A 17,517-nucleotide genomic window follows, 5' to 3' on the forward strand; every position below is an offset into this window, starting at 1 on the left:
CCCGAAACGACAGATTATTTCTTGATAAGCCCGATCTCGACCAGCCGCTCGTACAGATAGTCATGCGCAGTGATCGGGGTCGGATAGCGGTTCGGGTTCTCCGCGGTGATCGTCGCGGGCAGCGTCTCGATCAGGAAGTCGGGGGCGGGATGGAGGAAGAACGGCATCGAATAGCGTGAATGCCCGCGCCGCTCGACCGGCGGGTTGACGACGCGGTGAGTCGTCGAGGGAAGAACATGGTTGGTCAACCGTTGCAACATGTCGCCGACGTTGACGACCATCGCGCCTTCGGGTGGCTTGATCGCGAGCCAGTTCCCGTCCTTGTCGAGCAGTTCGAGCCCCGCTTCCTCGGCCCCGAGCAGCAGCGTGATGAGGTTGATGTCTTCATGCGCCCCGGCGCGCACCCCCGGCGCATCGGCGGGGATCGGCGGATAGTGCAGCAGGCGCAGAACCGAATTTCCGTCCTTTACCGCACGGTCGAACCAGTCGGGCGCGAGCCCGAGATGCCGCGCGATCGCCGACAGCAGCCGGTCGCCCGCGGTGTCGAACGCGGCGAACAGCTCGATGAAGGTTTCGCGGAAGCCCTCGGGCTGGTCGGGCCAGACGTTGGGGGACATCTGTTGCTCGAAGCGATGGCCCTTGGCCAGCTCGCGCCCGACGTGCCAGAATTCCTTGAGGTCGACGTGAGTCGCGCCCTTGGCGATCTCGGTCTTGAACGGCGTGTAGCCACGCGCGCCGCCACCGCCTGCACTGAAATACTGCCGCTTGGTTTCCTCGGGCAGCGCGAAGAACGCCTCGGTCATCGCCCACGCGCGCGCGATCAGGTCTGCGGGGACACCGTGATCGGATACGACCGCAAAGCCGAACCGTTCGAACGAACCGCCAAGCGCCGCGGCGAAAGCGGCGGGGTCGCCTGCTTCGTCGGCAAGCGAAAGGGCGGGTACCTGTGCGGCGGGGGAATCAGACATGGGTAGGGTCCATCAGACGAGAGATGGCGCGCTCTACCGCCAAACCGTCGTGCGGGACAATCGCGCCGTGCGGGGCCCGGCCCGTGATCGGACCGGGCCCGCGGATCAGATCAGTTCGCCAGTTCGGCCGGCACCTTGCCGCCGGACTGCGCGAGCTTCGCCATCACCTGCTTGTGCAGCCAGATGTTCATCGACGCGCTGTCGTTGGTGTCGCCGGTGAACCCGAGTTCCTTGGCGAGTTCGAGCCGGTTGGCATGGCTCGAATCGAGATCGAGGACCTTCATCAGGTCGACGATCGACGTGCGCCAGTTGAGATCCTGTCCCTTGGCGGCCGCCTTCTGGGTCAGCACGGCCTCGACGTCGACGGGGGCTGCCGGTGCTGGTGCTGCGGCGGCGGGGGTGCCCGGGTCGGACGGTGTGTTCATCTGCGGCATGTTCGGCGACGACGGCGCAGCTTCGACGGGCGCAGCCTTGTGACCCCAGATCGCGTCCTTGATCCTGCTGAAAATGCTCATCGTCATGGTCCTCTTGTGGTGATGGGACCGGAATGCACTGCGTCGGGGTCCGTTCCGTCTCCAAACCGGACGCTACGGCAAATTGTTGAATTGCGGCGTGACCTGTGCGGCGTGCTGGGGCATTGGCGCGCCATGTCCGATCGTGTTGTTCCCACCGAAAGGCTCGACGGCCCGCCGATCCGGCTCGTCGAGTTCGTGCCCCTTGTTGCCGCGCTGATGGCACTTGGCGCCCTTGGCATCGACTCGATGCTGCCCGCGCTGCCCGATATCGCGCGTCGCCTCGGAGTCGACGCGATCCTCGACGGGCCGTTGATCCTCACCGTATTCGTCGTCGGGCTCGGGATCGGGCAGTTGATCCACGGGCCACTGACCGATCGCTTCGGGCGGCGCCCGGTGCTGATCGGCGGGCTGATCTGCTACGCGCTGGGCAATCTTCTGGCGGGTCTCGCGAGCAGCTTCGCGCTCCTGCTGATCGTGCGATTCATCACCGGTCTGGCGATCGCCTCGAGCCGGGTGGTGACGATCGCGCTGATCCGCGATTGCTTCTCGGGTCGCGCAATGGCGCAGGTGACGAGCCTTGCGTTCATGGTGTTCATGGCGGTGCCGATCATCGCGCCGAGCTTCGGGCAGGCGGTGCTGCTGGTCGGATCGTGGCGGCTGATCTTCGAGGTGATCGCGGGTGCGGCGCTCGCGTGCCTCATCTGGTTCGCCGCGCGCATGCCCGAGACGCTTCCGCGCGACCGGCATATCCCGCTGTCGCTGCTGACGATGGCGCGCGGTTGGAAGACGACGCTGACCGACCGCTATTCGCTCGGCTATACCGCCGCGGCGATGATCGCGCAGGGGGCGATCTTCGGCTATCTCAGTTCGATCCAGCCGATCATGGAACACGTCTTCCATCGCCCGGCGTGGCTGGGCGCGGTGTTCGCGGCGTCGGCGGGGACGATGGCGGTCGCCAATCTGCTCAACTCGCGGATCGTGATGCGGATCGGGATGCGGCGGATTTCGCAGACCGCGCTCGTCGTGATGATCCTCTCCTCGGGCACCGGCCTGCTGGTCGGGCGGATGGGGGACGAGCCGCTGCTCGTGTTCGTCGTGCTGCAGGCGGTCACCATGGCGTGCTTCGGCCTCGCGACGTCGAACATGTCCGCGATGGCGATGGAAAACATGGGTTCGATCGCGGGGACCGCGTCGAGCGTGCAGGGGTTCTTCGGAATCACGATCGGCGGGCTGATCGGCTGGGCGATCGGGCGCAGCTTCGACGGGACGACCGTCCCGCTGCACGCGGGCTTCCTCGTCGCGGGCGTAATCGGGATCGTGATCGCGGCGATCGTCGAGCGTGGGCGTTTGTTTCGACCGAGTTGACCTATTCCGTGCTTCGATGCGGAACCGATCCAATCCTGCTAGGTTCGCATCTGCAGCCGCCCCCCGCATCGGGCCGGGGCGGCCGGGAGACACGACATGAGCATTGGTGGCCATCAAGTGCCCGGCGAAGGCTCGGGCGACGACGGATTCGATGAAGAAGGCTATGACGAGAGCCAGCGTGCGGAGATCCTCGAGGTCACGCGCGACGGACCGACCGACGGGACGATCCTGACCGATCTCAACCCCGACATCACGTCCAAGAGCGACGACGATGACGAGGATGAGGACGACCTCGACATGGATTCGGAAGACGTCGGCGAGGAAGACGACGATGCCGACATGGACGAGGACGATCTCGACGAGGACGACGTCCAGGACGATGTCGACGACGACGATGTCGAGGAAGACGAACTGACCGATCGCGACGACGCAGCACTGCGGCCGTGATGGCGGGCGGCGGGCCGGGTACCGGTCCGCTGCCAGTCCCGGCCCGGTACGCCGGACCAATCGCGCGAGGGAACGGCGCGGGCCGATCTTCGTTAGCCAAGCCCCCGCCGATCCCATTCCCTGTCAGTCGAGCTTGTATATGACGCGCACCCTGCTTCTGTCCGTATCCCTGCTGGTGTTGGCGGGTTGTGCCGAGAGCGAGCCGGTGACCAACACCCCGGTCGATATCAATGCCGCCGCGATCGACGCGCAGGATGCGATCGACGCATATGGCGACAATGCGTTCGGCAATGACGATGCCGAGGTCAATCCGGCCGGCGGTGCCGACATCAACAAGACCGACGACGAAGCCCCCGACAACCGGCTGGCCTCGCTCAACCCGCCTGCCCCCGGAACTCCGGGAGGACTCTCCGACGACCGGACGCCGGTTTCCGAGGCAAGCTTCACGCCCGACAGCGCGCAGGGCGCGGCAAATGTCGTGCAGACCTATTACGCGCTGCTCGGCGCGCGCAAGTTCGCGGAGGCGCGTGCGCTGTGGCGCCCGGGCAGCGCGGCGGCGGGACGTGACCTTGCGGCCTTCACCGCTGGCTTCGATCGGTACAGCGAATATCACGCCAATATCGGCGCCCCCGGGCGGATCGATCCGGGCGCAGGTCAGCGCTTCGTGACCGTGCCGGTGCAGGTCTATGCCAGGCTCAAGGCAGACCGCGCGCCGAGCTACGAAATCGGCAGCGTGACCCTCCACCGCGTCGCCGACGTCGACGGTGCGACCGCGGAACAGCGGCAATGGAAGATCGACGCGATCGCGCTCAAGCCGACCGCTGCGACGCGGTAGGGCGCGTCCATCCGTCCGCCGCCGCGATCAGTCATTGCGCAGGGCGTTGGCGAGCAGCGCCAGACCCTGCGCCTCGACCGGTTCGCCGTCAGCATCATGGAATGTCCCGGGTGCCTCGGTGACCCGATGCGCCTTGTCCGGCGCGAAGCCGACAGTATCGACAGCGGTCCATATGATGCCCCCGGCCCACAACAGCGCCGACCATCGGCTCAGGAACAGTTTGCGGAACGGCATGCGGACACTTTGGCCGCCAGACCGTGAAGATCCGACGAGGGTACATCGTTAACGCCGGTGTCTAGTCGCGGTCTTCCGCGTCGCTTTCGGCATCACGCGCGGCCTCGCGCAGGCGTTCGGCCGATTTGCGCGCAGCGTCTGGCGTGAAGCTTTCGGCCAGTCCTTCCGGTCCATCGAGCAGCACCTCGCCGCCCTCGGCCACGACGTCCATCGGTTTGGAGTGCGGATCTTTTGGCATTACGGACGTCTCCCTCTGGACAGAACGTCGGCATACCGGCCATGTTCCGGGGAAGGGGATTGATCACCAGCATGTATATCGATCTGTTTTTAAAGAAGCATCGCACGCCTGTGCTGTCTGCGGAGGAAGTCGCTGCAATCGAAGCGGCGGCAATCCGCACGACGAGCTATGCCACGCGGCAGATCTTCATCCGGCAACAGACCCCGCTGACGCAATGCACGCTGCTGCTCGAAGGGTTCGTCGAGCGCTTCAAGGACACGCCCGAGGGCCGGCGGCAGATCCTCGCGATCCACGTGCCTGGCGATTTCGTCGATCTGCACAGCTATCCGCTCAAGCGGCTCGAACATTCGGTCGCGGCGTTGACCGATATTCGTGTCGCGCTGTTTCCCCATGCCGAAGTTCGCGCGTTGACGGAGAAATCCGCGACGATCACCGAATTGTTATGGAAGTCGACGATGATCGACGCCGCGATCAACCGCGAATGGATCGTCTCGGTCGGCGCACGCGGCGCGGCAGTGCGGCTCGCGCATTTGTTCTGCGAACTGTTCGTGCGGCTGGAGCGGATCGGCCATGCCTCGGGCAACAGCTTCGCGATGCCGCTGACGCAGGTCGATCTTGCCGACGCAACCGGGCTGACCGCGGTTCACGCCAACCGGATGTTGCGGCAGTTGCGCGAGGACGGTCTCGTCACCTTCCGGCAGGGGGTCGCCGAAATCCTCGACTGGCCACGGCTGCGCGCCTTCGCCGAGTTCGACCCGGCGTATCTGTTTCTGGACTGATGCCGCGAAAGCGCGTGTTCCTGCATAGGCAGGAACCCAGGCGGCGTGTCTGAAGGCGTTCCCGGTTCCCGAAACGCCTTCCCCGGCGAACGCCGGCGCCCAGTAGCGAGGGCCGCCGCAACGGAGCGCAACGCCCGGAGATACCAGCGTTTTGCTCCTGGACCCCGGATTTCGTCGGGGAACAACCGAACCGCCGGCTCAACTGGCGTCCTGACTATCGCCCCGCGTGCGGCAGGTAATGCGTCTGTGCCGCATCGGTCGCGTTGATCACGAGGATCGAGCGCGCTTCGCTTTGCGGGAGCGGTCGCCCGTGCCGGTCCGCCGCCGCGCCGATCACGCGGTCGAGCAATTCCTGCCCCTCCTGCCACCAGCCGATCCCGCTCGCGGCATTGAGATGCCCCTGCGCGCCCGCATCGACGAAATGGCTGCCCCAGCCGACCGCAAGGCTGTGCGCGCGCTCGATCGCGATCCACGGATCGTCGCGGCTGGCGACGACCAGCGAGGGGAAGGGGAGCGGCGTCGTCGGGGTCGGCCCGAACGACGCGAGTTCGGCCTGCGCGCCCGGACGGTCGACGTCCGCGGGCGCGACCAGCAGCGCGCCTGCGACCGGCCAGCCATAGGGCTGCCGTGTCATCACCGCCCACCACGCGACCGCGAGGCAGCCGAGGCTGTGCGCCGCCAGCACGACCGGTGCCTTCGCCTGCCGGATCGCCTGGTCGAGCTTGGTCACCCAGGCGTTGCGAGCGGGGTGTTCCACATGCCGAGTTCGACGCGAACCGTATCGGGTCGCGCTGATTCCCATAAGGCCTGCCAGTGCGACGGGCCCGAGCCACCGAGGCCGGGGACCGTCAGGATGGTCGGCTGCACGGGTTCGAAACTTGAGAAGCTACCCATCGATGCTCTCCCATTTGAGAATGGGAGACGTGACCGCCCGTGCTCTAGGGGGACGCCGCGCGGCCACGCCTCCCGGTCTCGAAAGCTATTCCTACTGGAATGGTAGGCAATAGACCTGCGCCGAATCGAAGGCCGGATGCGCCGGCCTGAAAAGACGGTTTCGACGTGTCGCGGATTTGCGTGGTTCGGGCGGACGGGGCGATCGGCGACTCGCCGCGCTTGGGGTCGGGCGCGAAGCTTGATAGGGGGTGGCGATGCCCGAATTGCCCTGCCAGCCGACCCCGCATGCCCAAGCTTAGAGCAGACCAGTTGCTGGTCGATCGCGGCCTCGCCGAAAGCCGGACGCGCGCGCAGGCGCTGATCATGGCGGGGCTGGTGTTCCTTGGCCACCGCAAGATCGACAAGCCGGGGCAGGCGGTGGCGGACGATGTTGTGCTCGACGTGCGCGGGCGCGATCATCCCTGGGTGTCGCGCGGCGGGATCAAGCTGGCGCACGGGCTCGAGGCGACCGGCTGGGACGTGACCGGGGCGGTCGCGATCGATGTCGGCTCGTCGACCGGCGGGTTTACCGACGTGCTGCTCCAGCGCGGTGCGGCGCGCGTCTATGCGGTCGACAGCGGGACCAACCAGCTCGCGTGGAAGCTCCGGCAGGACGACCGCGTGATCGTCCACGAGCAAACGAGCGCGCGGATCCTGACCGCGGCGCACATCCCTGAACCGATCGACCTGATCGTCTGCGACGCGAGCTTCATCGGGCTCGCCAAGGTGCTCGACGTGCCGATGCGCTTCGCCAAGCCCGACGCGCGGTTGCTCGCGCTGATCAAGCCGCAGTTCGAGGCGGGGCGCGGCGAGGTCGGCAAGGGCGGGGTGGTGCGCGATCCCGCGATCCACGCGCGAGTGTGCGACGAAGTGTCGGCGTGGGTCACGGGCAAGGGGTGGCGTGTCGTGACGCTGGTCGAAAGCCCGATCACCGGGCCGGAAGGCAATATCGAGTTCCTGATCGGGGCCGTTCGCGCGGACGCTGCGCCCGCGACGGCAAATAATCCCGACTCCGCCGGGGGAGTTCTCCTATAGCGGCGGCGGGGGAAGGTTCGCGCCGCCATCGGCGCGCGGATCGATAAAGCGGAACAAGGGAGTGCGCGAAGTGGCGACGAACATGGCTGGCGGCATCGCATCACGGGAACAGCTTCGCGCGTCGTTCCTGCGCTGGACCGCGGTGACGATCCCCGGAATGCTGCTGCTCGGGTTCGGTGCGGCGCGACTGTCGCCAACTGGCAGCGAAAACCGCTGGTATGCCGCGCTCAACAAGCCTGCTTACAATCCGCCCGACTGGGTGTTCCCGGTCGCCTGGTCGCTGCTCTACGTCATTCTCGGCGTCGCGCTCGCGATGATCCTCAACGCGCGCGGCGCGCGGTTGCGGACCCCGGCGGTGATCGTGTTCTTCGGACAGCTCGTGCTCAACCTTGCCTGGTCGCCGCTGTTTTTCGGTCTGCATCAGGTGGTTGTCGCGCTCGTGCTGGTCGGGCTGATGTTCGGCGTGACGATGCTGATGACGATCCTGTTCTCGCAGGTGCGCGGGCTCGCGGCGGTGTTGCTGGTGCCCTATCTTGTGTGGCTGCTGTTCGCAGCGTATCTCAACTATGAGATTCTGGCGCTCAACCCCGGGGTGGAAACCCTTGCACCGGGTTCGACGACAACCCAGATCAGAGCCAGATAGTTCGATTGGACCCTTCCGCATGCAAGCCGACAACAAGATTTTCGACGATTTCGCGAAGCTCCTCAACGGCGCGGCAGGTACGCTTGCGGGCGTCGGGCGCGAGGCGGAAGCCGGCGCGCGGGCGCGGGCGCGCGAGTGGATCGGCGGGCTCGACTTCGTCTCGCGCGACGAGTTCGAAGTGGTGAAGGCGATGGCGGTCGCGGCGCGCGACGAGGCCGATGCGCTGCGCGCGCGGCTCGACGCGCTCGAAGCCAAGGGTTCGTCGGCGTCTGCGTCGTCTTCTGCCGCAGCCTTCACCTCGCCCCCCGAAACCGGAGTCTGACCTCATTTTATCCACAGCTAATTCGACGCGCATGTTCCCCTGCCGCTTGTATCGCCGCGCCGAAGCGGCCACGCTTGCTTGCGTAAAGCGGACGGGAGGCTCCGAATGATGTTGGATGAAGCCGATTTCGACCGCGACGATGCCGCGCCGATCGATATGCTCGAAAGCTATTTCGCAGCGCATGGCTGGGATTACGAGCGGCAGGACGATGAGGTCATCGCTAAGGTCAAGGGCAGTTGGGCGCAGTATGAATTGCGCGCGCTGTGGCGTGACGAGGATGGCGTCATCCAGTTCCTGGCGTTCCCCGACATCAAGGTCGCCGACGACAAGCGCGCCGCGATGTATGAGGCGATCGGGCTGATCAACGAGCAATTGTGGGTCGGCCATTTCGAGCTCTGGTCGTCGAGCGGGATCCTGCTCTACCGCCACGCCGCGATGATCGACGGCGATGGCGGCACGCTGTCGCTCGGCTCGGCAGAACTCATGGTCGAAAGCGCGATCGACGAGTGCGAGCGCTTCTACCCGGTGTTCCAGTTCATCCTGTGGGGCGGCAAGACGCCCAAGGAAGCGCTCGCCGCCGCGATGACCGAAACCCAGGGCGAAGCCTGACCCCGTGACCGACGCGAGCATCGGCCGTATCTGGATGATCGGATGCGGCACCATGGGCGGCGCGATGTTGCGGCGCTGGATCGACAGCGGCGTCGTGGATGCGCGCGCCGTCCATGTCGTCAACCGGTCGGACCGTGCGTTGCCGGACGGGGTCCGGCAGGCGCGCGACCTGCCCGACGGTGCGCATCCCGATCTCCTGATCCTGGCGATGAAGCCGCAACAGCTCGACGAGATTGCGGCGCGCTTTGCGGGGCGCATCGCCGGCATACCGATCCTGGTGTCGATCCTCGCCGGCGTGGAGGAAAATGCGCTGGCAACCCGCTTTTCGGCCGGCGCGATCGTTCGCGCGATGCCCAATCTGCCGGTCGCGATCGGGAAGGGCGTCGTTGCGCTCGACAGCGCTGGCACGGACGTCACGGCGCGGGCCAGCGTCGAGCAGCTGATGCAACCGCTCGGTCTGGTCGAATGGGTCGCGCCGGCGCAGTTTGACGCGGTCACCGCGCTGGCCGGGAGCGGTCCGGCCTTCCTCTATCGCTTCATCGATTCGCTTGCCCGTGCGGGTGTCGCGCAGGGGCTGCCCGCCGATCAGGCGCAGCGGCTTGCGCTTGCGACGGTCGAGGGGGCAGGGCTGCTGGCTGCAGCGGCCGACGTCGACCCGGCTACGCTAGCGGACCGCGTGGCGAGCCCGGGTGGATCGACCCGCAAGGGGCTCGACGTACTCGATGCGGATGGCGCGCTGGATAACGTGCTGCGCGAGACGATCGCCGCTGCGACCCGCCGCAACGCCGAGATGGCGGCCGCGGCACGCTGACCGCGCGAAGACCCGAACGCTAGTCCTGCGGCCCCGACAACCGCGCGAGATCCTCCTCGCCAATCATCCCCTCGAGGACCGACCAGAATCCGGTCACGGCGCTCTGCCCGGCCCGCGCATAGGCGCGCGACCAATGCTGCCGCACCATCTCGAACAACTCCTGCTCGAGCGCCGACCCGGCGGTCGACAGCCGCAGCAATCGTTGCCGCCGGTCCCGCTCGCCAACGCGCGTCTCGACCAGGTCGCGATCGACCAGTTCGTTGAGCACGCGCCCGAGCGATTGCTTGGTAATGCCCAGCAAGCTCAGCAGCGCGCTCACCGTAAGATCCGGATGCCGCGCGATGAAGTACATCGCGCGATGATGCGCGCGGCCAAGCCCCATCTCGCTCAGTCGCACCTCGGTGGAGCGAGCGAGCGTGCTCTGGGCGAAGTAGAGCAATTCCATGCCGCGCCGAATTTCGGGTTCACGGAGGAAGAGCGGCGAAGCAGAGGCGATTGCGGTTGCCATTGTTGACCGCGTTTGACGCGTCCCGTACACCCCTTCAACCCCCAAATTGTCGCAATATGTCGCAAGGATATCATGCCGAACACCGTTACGCTCGCTGGCGGTCAGCCTGCCGATCCCGCATTGTCCGAGACACCCGGCTTCACGTTCGAGCCGAACGCCGCGCCGCTCGCCGCGAACGAACGCGCCGCGCAGCTCGTCAACCCGGGCTTCGGCCGGGTCTTCACCGATCATATGGTGACGATCCGCTACAGCGAGGCGGCGGGCTGGCACGACGCCAAGATCACCGCGCGCGCGCCGTTCACGATGGATAGCGCGTCCGCGGTGCTGCATTATGCGCAGGAGATCTTCGAGGGGATGAAGGCGTATCGCCTGCCTGACGGCGGTGCCGCACTGTTCCGCCCGACCGCCAATGCCGCGCGGTTCCGCTCCTCGGCCGAGCGGATGGCGATGGTCCCGCTGCCCGAGGCGCTGTTCGTTGAGTCGGTCCGCACGCTCGTGCGGCAGGAAGCCGACTGGATCCCCGATATCGACGGCGGCGCGCTGTACTTGCGCCCGTTCATGATCGCGAGCGAGGTGTTCCTCGGGGTGAAGCCGTCGACCGAATATCTCTACGCGGTGATCGCCTCGTCGGTCGGCGCCTATTTCAAAGGCGGCGCGCCCGCGGTGACGCTATGGGTGTCGCAGGATTATACGCGCGCTGCACCCGGCGGGACGGGTGCTGCCAAGTGCGGCGGCAATTACGCCGCCAGCCTGATCGCCCAGGCCGAGGCGACGCGCCAGGGGTGCGACCAGGTGCTGTTCCTCGACGCGGTCGAGCGCCGCTGGATCGAGGAACTCGGCGGCATGAACATCTTCTTCGTGTTCGACGACGGCAGCCTCCAGACCCCGCCGCTGACCGGCACGATCCTTCCCGGCATCACGCGCGATTCGCTGATCACGCTCGCGCGCGACATGGGGCTGACGGTGCGCGAAGAACCCTATGCGATCGACCAGTGCCGCGCAGATGCGGCAAGCGGCCGGCTGCGCGAGGCGTTCGCCTGCGGGACCGCGGCGGTGGTGACGCCGATCGGGACGATGAAGCTGGCCGACGGCGGGTTCGACATCGGCGACGGCGGCGCGGGCGAGACCACGCTGCGGCTTCGCCAGGCCCTGATCGACCTCCAGCGCGGCATCGCCCCCGATCCGCACGGCTGGCTCGAGCGCGTCGTCTGAGCGGCGCTCGCATTTTTTAGGTTTGCAACGGGGCACGCGCAGCTTAAAGGCCTGCGCTCCCGGATTGGGGCGTCGCCAAGTGGTAAGGCAGCGGCTTTTGATGCCGCCATTCGCAGGTTCGAACCCTGCCGCCCCAGCCAGTTTCAGAAAAATCAACGGTCATAGCGCCGGGCAAGGTTACTCCGTCGTGGCGGTGATCCACTCTGCCCCGCTAAATCGGTCGGCGAATACCCTACGCCATCGACGGCCACGATCTCCACGCTCGGGTATGAGAGTGCGGTCTGGCCTGAGGGTCTTTCCACCATGATCGAAGCCCACGTCGAACGTATGCACGATGTTCATGTGTTGCCCTGATCGTGCGGGCTCGGCCTTGTCGGGCAGGCGTATCGGGAGTGCTCGAACAGATAGATATCGCTGACGTTTATCTGACGAAGCTTTCGCAAACTACGGTCAAGATACTGCGATGACAGGATTCATGGTCATGTAGCGATCAATATTCGGATTCCAGCTTGACCTATGCCTATTCAGACAAGCATTGCGCGACACTGTAGTCGTTGGCATATCGGTAACACATGATCTAATCTGTTGTGAGCAGTATTAGATATTTTGCTTCAGGGCTATTGATAGGGGAATCGTCGTTTCGGAGCATCTGTAGCGCCACGTCGCCGAGATCATGTCCATGCCACAGTCGACCAGCGGCATAACGACCGGCGGATGCTCGGCGCACGCGGTAACCGACATCACGAGATCTTCGGGCCGACGGCATCGCGATATGGTTCGTCGAAATCGATCGCGACTACGGCAGGTTTTTCGGTCGTCACCTGGGGGGGGTACCTGCTTTTGGCAATGACGGGTGGAATGGTTGCCGCGTGCGCCCGTAGCTTCACAAAGGGAGAGACCATGCTGACCGATCGCTTCGATAAGGCGCTGGCCTATGCCAGCAAGTTGCATCGCGACCAGCGGCGCAAGGGGACCGATGTTCCCTATGTGGCGCACCTGCTCGGCGTCGCATCGATCGCGCTGGAGAATGGCGCGGACGAGGATCAGGCGATCGCGGCACTTCTGCATGATGCAGTCGAGGATCAGGGTGGCGCGCCCCAACTGGCGGTGATCAGGGCGACGTTCGGCGACCGCGTCGCCGAGATCGTCGACCATTGTACCGATTCCGAAACCGAGCCGAAACCACCGTGGCGTGCGCGGAAAGAGGCGTATCTTGCCAGCCTGGCGCACAAGCCGGTCGCGTCCCTGCAGGTCAGTCTTGCGGACAAGACGCATAACGCGCGCGCGATCGTCGCCGATCTCGCGGTCCATGGCGACGCGCTGTGGCAACGCTTCACCGGCGGCAAGGACGGGTCGCTGTGGTATTACGAGGCCTTGGCGCAGGCCTTCCGCGCCCGCATTCCCGGGCCGGCGACCGATCGACTGGCGGCACTGGTCGACGAAATGCGGCGGCTCGCCTGACGCTGCCGTAGGTCGCGCAGGGTGGCGCTGTCGAACCCGGTGTTCTCCAACTTCGACCCGAACTTCTGAAGAGGCCGGGCCTCCCGTGCCGCACCGACGCGAGGGCTAGCCCGGTGCTTTACCGCACCGGGCTGGCCGGCTGAACATCTGCGGATTCCTCGGTTTTCGGCATCCGGATCGATGGGCGGAGCCGGGCGAGGCTGCACAGGCCCGCGACGAACGCCAGCCCCGCCGCCACCAGCGGCGGGGTCGCGCCGCCGCCCATCCCGAGCGCGAGCAACGCCGCGACCAGCGTCGCGCCGGTCGTCTGGCCGAGCAGGCGCGTGGTCGAGACAAGGCCGCCCGCCGCCGCCGCGCGCTCGCGTGGGGCGCTGCCGATGATGAGGCGCGCGTTGGGGGGCAGGAACGTTCCGAACCCGGCACCGCACAACGCCATCCGCCACGCGACGTCGAGGGCGCTGGGATGCGCCGGCATATCGGCGATCAGCACCAGCGCGACGATCGAGATCGCCATGCCGATCCCGCCCAGCAGACCGGCGGGGATCCGGCTCGACAGCCAGCCCGACAAGGGCGCGACGACGATGTTGGTCAGCGGCCAGGGCGCCATCAGCAGCCCCATTTCGGTCGGCGTAAAGCCGAACTCGCTCTGCAGCCGGAAGGGCATCGAGATGATCAGCGTCATCGAGGCGATGAACGCGGTGTAGGCGCCGATCACCGACAGCCGCAGCACCGGACGCGCGAGAAGATCGATCGGCAGTATCGGGTCCCGCTCGCCCCGCTCGCGCCGCACGAACAGCACGCCGACCACGACCCCGGTCAGCACGATCGCCGCCGACACCACCGGACTGTCGCCATGCACCCCGCTCTCGAGCCCGCCGATGATCAGCCCGAACATCGCCGCGCACATGACCGCGCCGACCACGTCGAACGGCGTGTCGCGGGGCGGTGTGTCGGGCAGCGCGCGGCCGAGCAACAGCGAGCCGATCGCGAACGGCACCGCGCTCGCGAACACCCACGGCCAGGGCGCTATTCCGAGGATGAACCCCCCGAGCGACGGCGCGAGCGCCGCGCCTGCCGAGACGATCGCGGAATTGATCCCGAGCCCGCTGCCGAGCTGCTTCGCGGGATAGGTCGAGCGGATCAGCGCCGAGGAAACACTCAGCGCCGCCGCCGCGCCGATCGCCTGCGCAACGCGCACGATCAGCAGGAACGGCAGGCTTTTCGCGAAGAAACACAGCAACGTCGCGACCTTGAACACGAGCTGCCCGATCTGGTACATCCGCTTGAGCCCGATCCGCTCGCCCAGTCCGGCGAAAGGCAGCAGCAGCATGACCAGCATCAACTGGTAGATCGTCACCACCGACACGACCGAGGACCGGTCTACCCCGAGATCGCGCGCGATCGTCGGGAGCGCGATGTTGGCGACGCCTCCGTCGATGATGATGAGCGCCGTACCGAGGCACAGCGTCGCAATCGCGGCGTAGCGCCGGGGAAGGGGAAGGCCGTCGGTCATGTGAGCATCACGCGCCGCGCCTGGCGGAAACAGGGTGCGCGTTCAATCGAGCGTCACCTTGGCGACCTTGTCCTTGTAGTCTTCCTTGGGATCGATCCCGAGCAGCATCTTGACCCCGGCGATCATGCTCGACGCATCGACCCAGATTTGCGCCTGGTCCGGGTCGAGCCGGATCAGCTGGAGCTTGGGGTCGTCCTTCCCGCCTTCGAACCAGGCGGCCACGAAGCGATTCCACAACCGGTCGATCAGCGCACGATCATCGTCGAGCGACAGCGTGCCGTGGACCGCCGCGAAGAGATCGTTGCCCTTCGACGCGAACGTCGCGACCGCCCGCGCGCCGGGCTTCAGATCGGCGACGAGTTCGGTTTCCCTGGAGGTAAAGAAGTAGATCGGCCCGCGATCCTCGTCGCCATCGAGCTGGGCGGTCATCGGGCGCGTATGCCCTTCGTCGACCCCGGCGAGCCCGAGCATCATCGTCATGTCGGAACGCAATGCCTTCCAGAATTTGTGCTCGATTTCTGCCTGGTCGGTCATCACTGTCTCCTGTGGCCGTGCAACGGGCGGTTGCAGCGTGGGGTTCCTCAGCGACATGATCGACCGGATTGATGAGCCGCGAAAACACGGTTCGGCGTGGATCCGACGCGACGGATCGAACGTTACTTGCTGCACCGCACCATTTTTGGTACAACGTTGTCATGAAATATCCCGACGAACAGGGCGAAGCTGCAATGCCTACCGGACCCACGCCGACGGTCTTCGAGGCGATCGTCCGCAAGAAGTGCCTAAGCGCGACGTATAACAAGATGCACATCGTGCTCGCGCCGCACATTATCTATACCCGCCATGACGAACTGTACGTCGACGGCGTCGTGCTGGAACGCGACGGCAAGCCGCCGAAGGAATTCAAGGTCGGTACCTTCAAGCTGATCGGGCTGGTGGACCTTGGTCTCGTCGACCGCAATTTTCAGGTGAGTGAGCTGTTCTCGCCGACCGATCCGAAATATGCCGACACGGCGCTGATGGCGGTCGAACACGCCTGAGGCGGCCGACCGCTTCCGCGCCGCTTTGCGCGCGGCCGCGGTGCTTCGTCTGTTCGTTTCGTATGATCTCGAGGAACCGGGCATAACGCACGCTTCTCGAAACGGTTGACTTCAACTGTTTCAGGCGTGGCCCGGCAGACGCCGGCGCACCACCGTGACCAGGAGCACCGCCACGATCGCCACGCTGGCACCCGCCAGCATGTCGGCGAGGTAATGCGTGCCCTCGACCGGCGTCGCGACCAGCATCGCGAGATTGACCAGCAGGATCGGCTTGCGGATCCGCGCGAACGGCCACGCCGCGGCGATATACAGGACTGCGCTGGCGGTGTGGAAGCTCGGCGCCTCGACCAGCCCGCGCAGGTTCCCCAGATCGACCTCGCGCAGGACATGGCTTCGCAGCAACGGCAGCAACTGCGATTCGTAGAGGCCGCTCTCGGTCTGATAGGGGGCGGGGCCGTGCCACAGCGTCGCGAACGGACCGTATGCCGGCCAGAAGCTGAACAGCACCAGCGCCAGCACCGCGGCGACCCAGAAGCTCGCGATCAAACCGCGCGCGGCCGCACGCTTGTCCGCCCAGGCACAATAACCGAGGATCAGCGCGGGGCTGACGTAAATGCTTTGATACGCCGCGGTCCCGAGGATCTGCAGCGCGCGATGATCGGCCACGACCTGATACCAGGCAAGCCAGTCGAAATGGAGCGCGACGTCGATCTGCTGGAGCAGGGGGTCGATCGTGCCGCTGGTTTCCGCACCGATCGGATAGGTCGCTACCGCTCCCGTCAACGATATCGCGGTGAACAGACCAAAGGTTTCGGCGATATCGCGCGCAACGCGCTGTGCCGCGCTGCGGGGTGTGCGGAGGAAATACCGGAGGCTCGCCGCCAGCGTGAACACGCCTGCGAACACCAGCGTGCTCGGCGCGCGCGGGTCGATCGTCAGCCCGGTGTCGGTCATCAGCGCGACGAGGCACGCCAGACTCGCCACAAAGCCGATTGCCAGCCAACGTCCTGGAATCAGGCCCGTCTGCGATCGCCCGACGGGATAGACGGGGGCGGGCGGGGCGAAGGGGAAGACGACCGAGTTGAACAAATATGCTGCGCCTGGATTGGACGATCGACCCGATCGTCGCAGGATAGGGCGCTGATACCCTGATCTACCCTCTCCATGGCGTGAAGACTTTATGACGTAAAGGTTACATTCGCCCGACTACGCCAGTCGGAGCCGGAGGGGCGCTGGAACGCCCCTCCGGAAACAGGTCAGCGGCAGATCTGGACGCGACGATGGTTGCGCCAGTCGGTCCGGCAGTTGCGGCCACGGTTGTTATAGCCATTGTGGCGGCCGTGGTAGCGATTGTCATAGCGACGATCGCCACGGAAGTCGCGATGATCGCCGCGCCGGTCATCGAAGCGGCGATCGTGATGGCCCCCGCGGTCGCCGCGATAGTCCTGCGCCGAAGCGGTGGTCGAGACGCCGATCCCGGCGATCAGGCTTGCGGCGGCAAGAATGTGGGCGATCTTCATGATGAGTCCTTTCGGCCCGGCGATCGGGCTTGTGACGGTTATGCAGTGCTGGCCGGTTATGCTTGCTGAACGTATCCGACAGCGCACGTACACTTTGAGAGCGGGATGGTTGCGCGGACTGGGATACTAGAGGGCGATGCCAAGGCGCGGGGCGAGCGCGACGAGTGCCGTGTACAGGACGATCGTCAGCGCACAGCCGATCCCGAGCGTCAGCCAGAAACCGAAGCCGTGGCGCAGCAGCACCGGCATCACCACGAACATCGGCAGCGACGGCAGGATGTACCAGAAGGTCGCGCCGATATGCGCGGCCATGTTGCCGGTGTCGGGCTTTTCGCCCCACAGCCAGATCATCCCCAGCACCGATACCAACGGAAGCGACGCGACCAGCGCGCCGAACCCCGGATACCGCTTGGCCAGCGTCGATGCGGCGGCGATCAGGATGCCGGAGATGAGGGCTTTGAGCGCGAGGAACAGCATCGTGCCGCTATTCCGCACATTGTGGTGCGTCGCCAAGGACACACGTGACGGT

General features: G+C 65.9%; 22 protein-coding genes, 1 tRNA gene and 1 pseudogene. 13 read left to right on the top strand and 11 right to left on the bottom strand.

Going from position 1 to position 17,517, the window contains the following annotated elements; genetic code table 11:
- Positions 1-14: 14 nt before the first annotated feature.
- Both RI03_RS06810 and RI03_RS06815 read right to left on the bottom strand, forming a co-directional pair.
- Complete coding sequence (locus tag RI03_RS06810; protein WP_010216126.1) at positions 15-968, bottom strand: isopenicillin N synthase family dioxygenase; 954 nt, start codon at positions 966-968, stop codon at positions 15-17.
- A gap of 110 nt (positions 969-1,078) precedes the next feature.
- Positions 1,079-1,489, bottom strand: a complete 411-nt coding sequence (locus RI03_RS06815; RefSeq protein ID WP_010216128.1) for a DUF3597 family protein — start codon at positions 1,487-1,489, stop codon at positions 1,079-1,081.
- Positions 1,490-1,615: 126 nt separating this feature from the next.
- Here RI03_RS06815 and RI03_RS06820 point away from each other — a divergent pair, with 126 nt between their 5' ends.
- The 3 genes from RI03_RS06820 (at position 1,616) to RI03_RS06830 (ending at position 4,130) form a co-directional block, all read left to right on the top strand.
- Positions 1,616-2,848 (top strand): multidrug effflux MFS transporter, encoded by a 1,233-nt coding sequence (locus tag RI03_RS06820; protein ID WP_010216129.1) that lies wholly within the window; start codon positions 1,616-1,618, stop codon positions 2,846-2,848.
- 96 nt (positions 2,849-2,944) lie between these two features.
- Positions 2,945-3,295, top strand: coding sequence for a DNA primase (locus RI03_RS06825; protein WP_170318353.1), 351 nt, complete (start codon positions 2,945-2,947; stop codon positions 3,293-3,295).
- Between the two features lie 139 nt (positions 3,296-3,434).
- Positions 3,435-4,130 carry a hypothetical protein gene (locus tag RI03_RS06830; protein ID WP_010216130.1) on the top strand — a complete coding sequence of 232 codons (696 nt, stop codon included), beginning with the start codon at positions 3,435-3,437 and terminating at the stop codon, positions 4,128-4,130.
- A 27-nt stretch (positions 4,131-4,157) separates the two neighbouring features.
- Here the strand turns inward: RI03_RS06830 and RI03_RS06835 are convergent, their stop codons facing one another.
- Positions 4,158-4,364 (bottom strand): hypothetical protein, encoded by a 207-nt coding sequence (locus RI03_RS06835; RefSeq protein WP_010216132.1) that lies wholly within the window; start codon positions 4,362-4,364, stop codon positions 4,158-4,160.
- A 61-nt stretch (positions 4,365-4,425) separates the two neighbouring features.
- On the bottom strand, positions 4,426-4,602 hold the full coding sequence (locus RI03_RS24030) for a hypothetical protein (RefSeq protein WP_170318354.1): 177 nt from the start codon (positions 4,600-4,602) through the stop codon (positions 4,426-4,428).
- Between the two features lie 59 nt (positions 4,603-4,661).
- Here RI03_RS24030 and RI03_RS06840 point away from each other — a divergent pair, with 59 nt between their 5' ends.
- On the top strand, positions 4,662-5,381 hold the full coding sequence (locus tag RI03_RS06840) for a Crp/Fnr family transcriptional regulator (protein WP_238542301.1): 720 nt from the start codon (positions 4,662-4,664) through the stop codon (positions 5,379-5,381).
- A gap of 214 nt (positions 5,382-5,595) precedes the next feature.
- Here RI03_RS06840 and RI03_RS06845 read toward each other — a convergent pair.
- Positions 5,596-6,275 (bottom strand): annotated as a pseudogene (locus RI03_RS06845) (RBBP9/YdeN family alpha/beta hydrolase).
- Between the two features lie 285 nt (positions 6,276-6,560).
- Here RI03_RS06845 and RI03_RS06850 point away from each other — a divergent pair.
- The 5 genes from RI03_RS06850 to proC all read left to right on the top strand — a co-directional run bounded on the left by RI03_RS06850 (position 6,561) and on the right by proC (position 9,734).
- A complete protein-coding gene (locus tag RI03_RS06850) occupies positions 6,561-7,349 on the top strand; it encodes a TlyA family RNA methyltransferase (RefSeq protein WP_051007239.1) in 789 nt (262 codons plus the stop codon).
- A gap of 61 nt (positions 7,350-7,410) precedes the next feature.
- Positions 7,411-7,992 carry a TspO/MBR family protein gene (locus RI03_RS06855; protein ID WP_010216137.1) on the top strand — a complete coding sequence of 194 codons (582 nt, stop codon included), beginning with the start codon at positions 7,411-7,413 and terminating at the stop codon, positions 7,990-7,992.
- Between the two features lie 19 nt (positions 7,993-8,011).
- Complete coding sequence (locus RI03_RS06860) at positions 8,012-8,314, top strand: accessory factor UbiK family protein (RefSeq protein ID WP_010216138.1); 303 nt, start codon at positions 8,012-8,014, stop codon at positions 8,312-8,314.
- Between the two features lie 108 nt (positions 8,315-8,422).
- Complete coding sequence (locus RI03_RS06865) at positions 8,423-8,923, top strand: YbjN domain-containing protein (RefSeq protein ID WP_026046515.1); 501 nt, start codon at positions 8,423-8,425, stop codon at positions 8,921-8,923.
- A gap of 4 nt (positions 8,924-8,927) precedes the next feature.
- The gene (gene proC, locus RI03_RS06870; RefSeq protein WP_010216141.1) at positions 8,928-9,734 is read left to right on the top strand and encodes a pyrroline-5-carboxylate reductase; all 807 of its coding nucleotides are present in this window, start codon (positions 8,928-8,930) and stop codon (positions 9,732-9,734) included.
- Positions 9,735-9,753: 19 nt separating this feature from the next.
- Here proC and RI03_RS06875 read toward each other — a convergent pair whose 3' ends face one another.
- On the bottom strand, positions 9,754-10,242 hold the full coding sequence (locus RI03_RS06875; protein ID WP_010163078.1) for a MarR family transcriptional regulator: 489 nt from the start codon (positions 10,240-10,242) through the stop codon (positions 9,754-9,756).
- Positions 10,243-10,314: 72 nt separating this feature from the next.
- Here RI03_RS06875 and RI03_RS06880 point away from each other — a divergent pair, with 72 nt between their 5' ends.
- From RI03_RS06880 to RI03_RS06890, 3 genes are all read left to right on the top strand, one after another.
- Positions 10,315-11,454: a branched-chain amino acid aminotransferase gene (locus RI03_RS06880; protein WP_010216142.1), complete on the top strand. Its 1,140-nt coding sequence runs from the start codon at positions 10,315-10,317 to the stop codon at positions 11,452-11,454.
- Between the two features lie 65 nt (positions 11,455-11,519).
- Positions 11,520-11,594, top strand: a tRNA-Gln gene (locus tag RI03_RS06885).
- A gap of 760 nt (positions 11,595-12,354) precedes the next feature.
- Entirely contained in the window at positions 12,355-12,915 is a 561-nt protein-coding gene (locus RI03_RS06890; RefSeq protein WP_010216143.1) for an HD domain-containing protein, read from the top strand.
- Positions 12,916-13,033: 118 nt separating this feature from the next.
- Here RI03_RS06890 and RI03_RS06895 read toward each other — a convergent pair whose 3' ends face one another.
- Entirely contained in the window at positions 13,034-14,428 is a 1,395-nt protein-coding gene (locus RI03_RS06895; RefSeq protein WP_010216144.1) for an MFS transporter, read from the bottom strand.
- Between the two features lie 42 nt (positions 14,429-14,470).
- Positions 14,471-14,962: a pyridoxamine 5'-phosphate oxidase family protein gene (locus tag RI03_RS06900; protein WP_026046517.1), complete on the bottom strand. Its 492-nt coding sequence runs from the start codon at positions 14,960-14,962 to the stop codon at positions 14,471-14,473.
- A gap of 161 nt (positions 14,963-15,123) precedes the next feature.
- Between RI03_RS06900 and RI03_RS06905 the strand changes: the two genes are divergently transcribed.
- Positions 15,124-15,468, top strand: coding sequence for a hypothetical protein (locus RI03_RS06905; RefSeq protein ID WP_010163084.1), 345 nt, complete (start codon positions 15,124-15,126; stop codon positions 15,466-15,468).
- A 120-nt stretch (positions 15,469-15,588) separates the two neighbouring features.
- Here RI03_RS06905 and RI03_RS06910 read toward each other — a convergent pair whose 3' ends face one another.
- From RI03_RS06910 to RI03_RS06920, 3 genes are all read right to left on the bottom strand, one after another.
- On the bottom strand, positions 15,589-16,557 hold the full coding sequence (locus RI03_RS06910) for a phosphatase PAP2 family protein (protein WP_010216147.1): 969 nt from the start codon (positions 16,555-16,557) through the stop codon (positions 15,589-15,591).
- 167 nt (positions 16,558-16,724) lie between these two features.
- Positions 16,725-16,988 (bottom strand): hypothetical protein, encoded by a 264-nt coding sequence (locus RI03_RS06915; RefSeq protein WP_010216149.1) that lies wholly within the window; start codon positions 16,986-16,988, stop codon positions 16,725-16,727.
- Positions 16,989-17,114: 126 nt separating this feature from the next.
- A complete protein-coding gene (locus RI03_RS06920; RefSeq protein ID WP_026046519.1) occupies positions 17,115-17,465 on the bottom strand; it encodes a DUF3147 family protein in 351 nt (116 codons plus the stop codon).
- Positions 17,466-17,517: the final 52 nt, after the last annotated feature.

The sequence above is a fragment of the Sphingomonas sp. PAMC 26621 genome, from assembly GCF_000251145.1.
Classification (GTDB): Bacteria; Pseudomonadota; Alphaproteobacteria; order Sphingomonadales; family Sphingomonadaceae; genus Sphingomonas.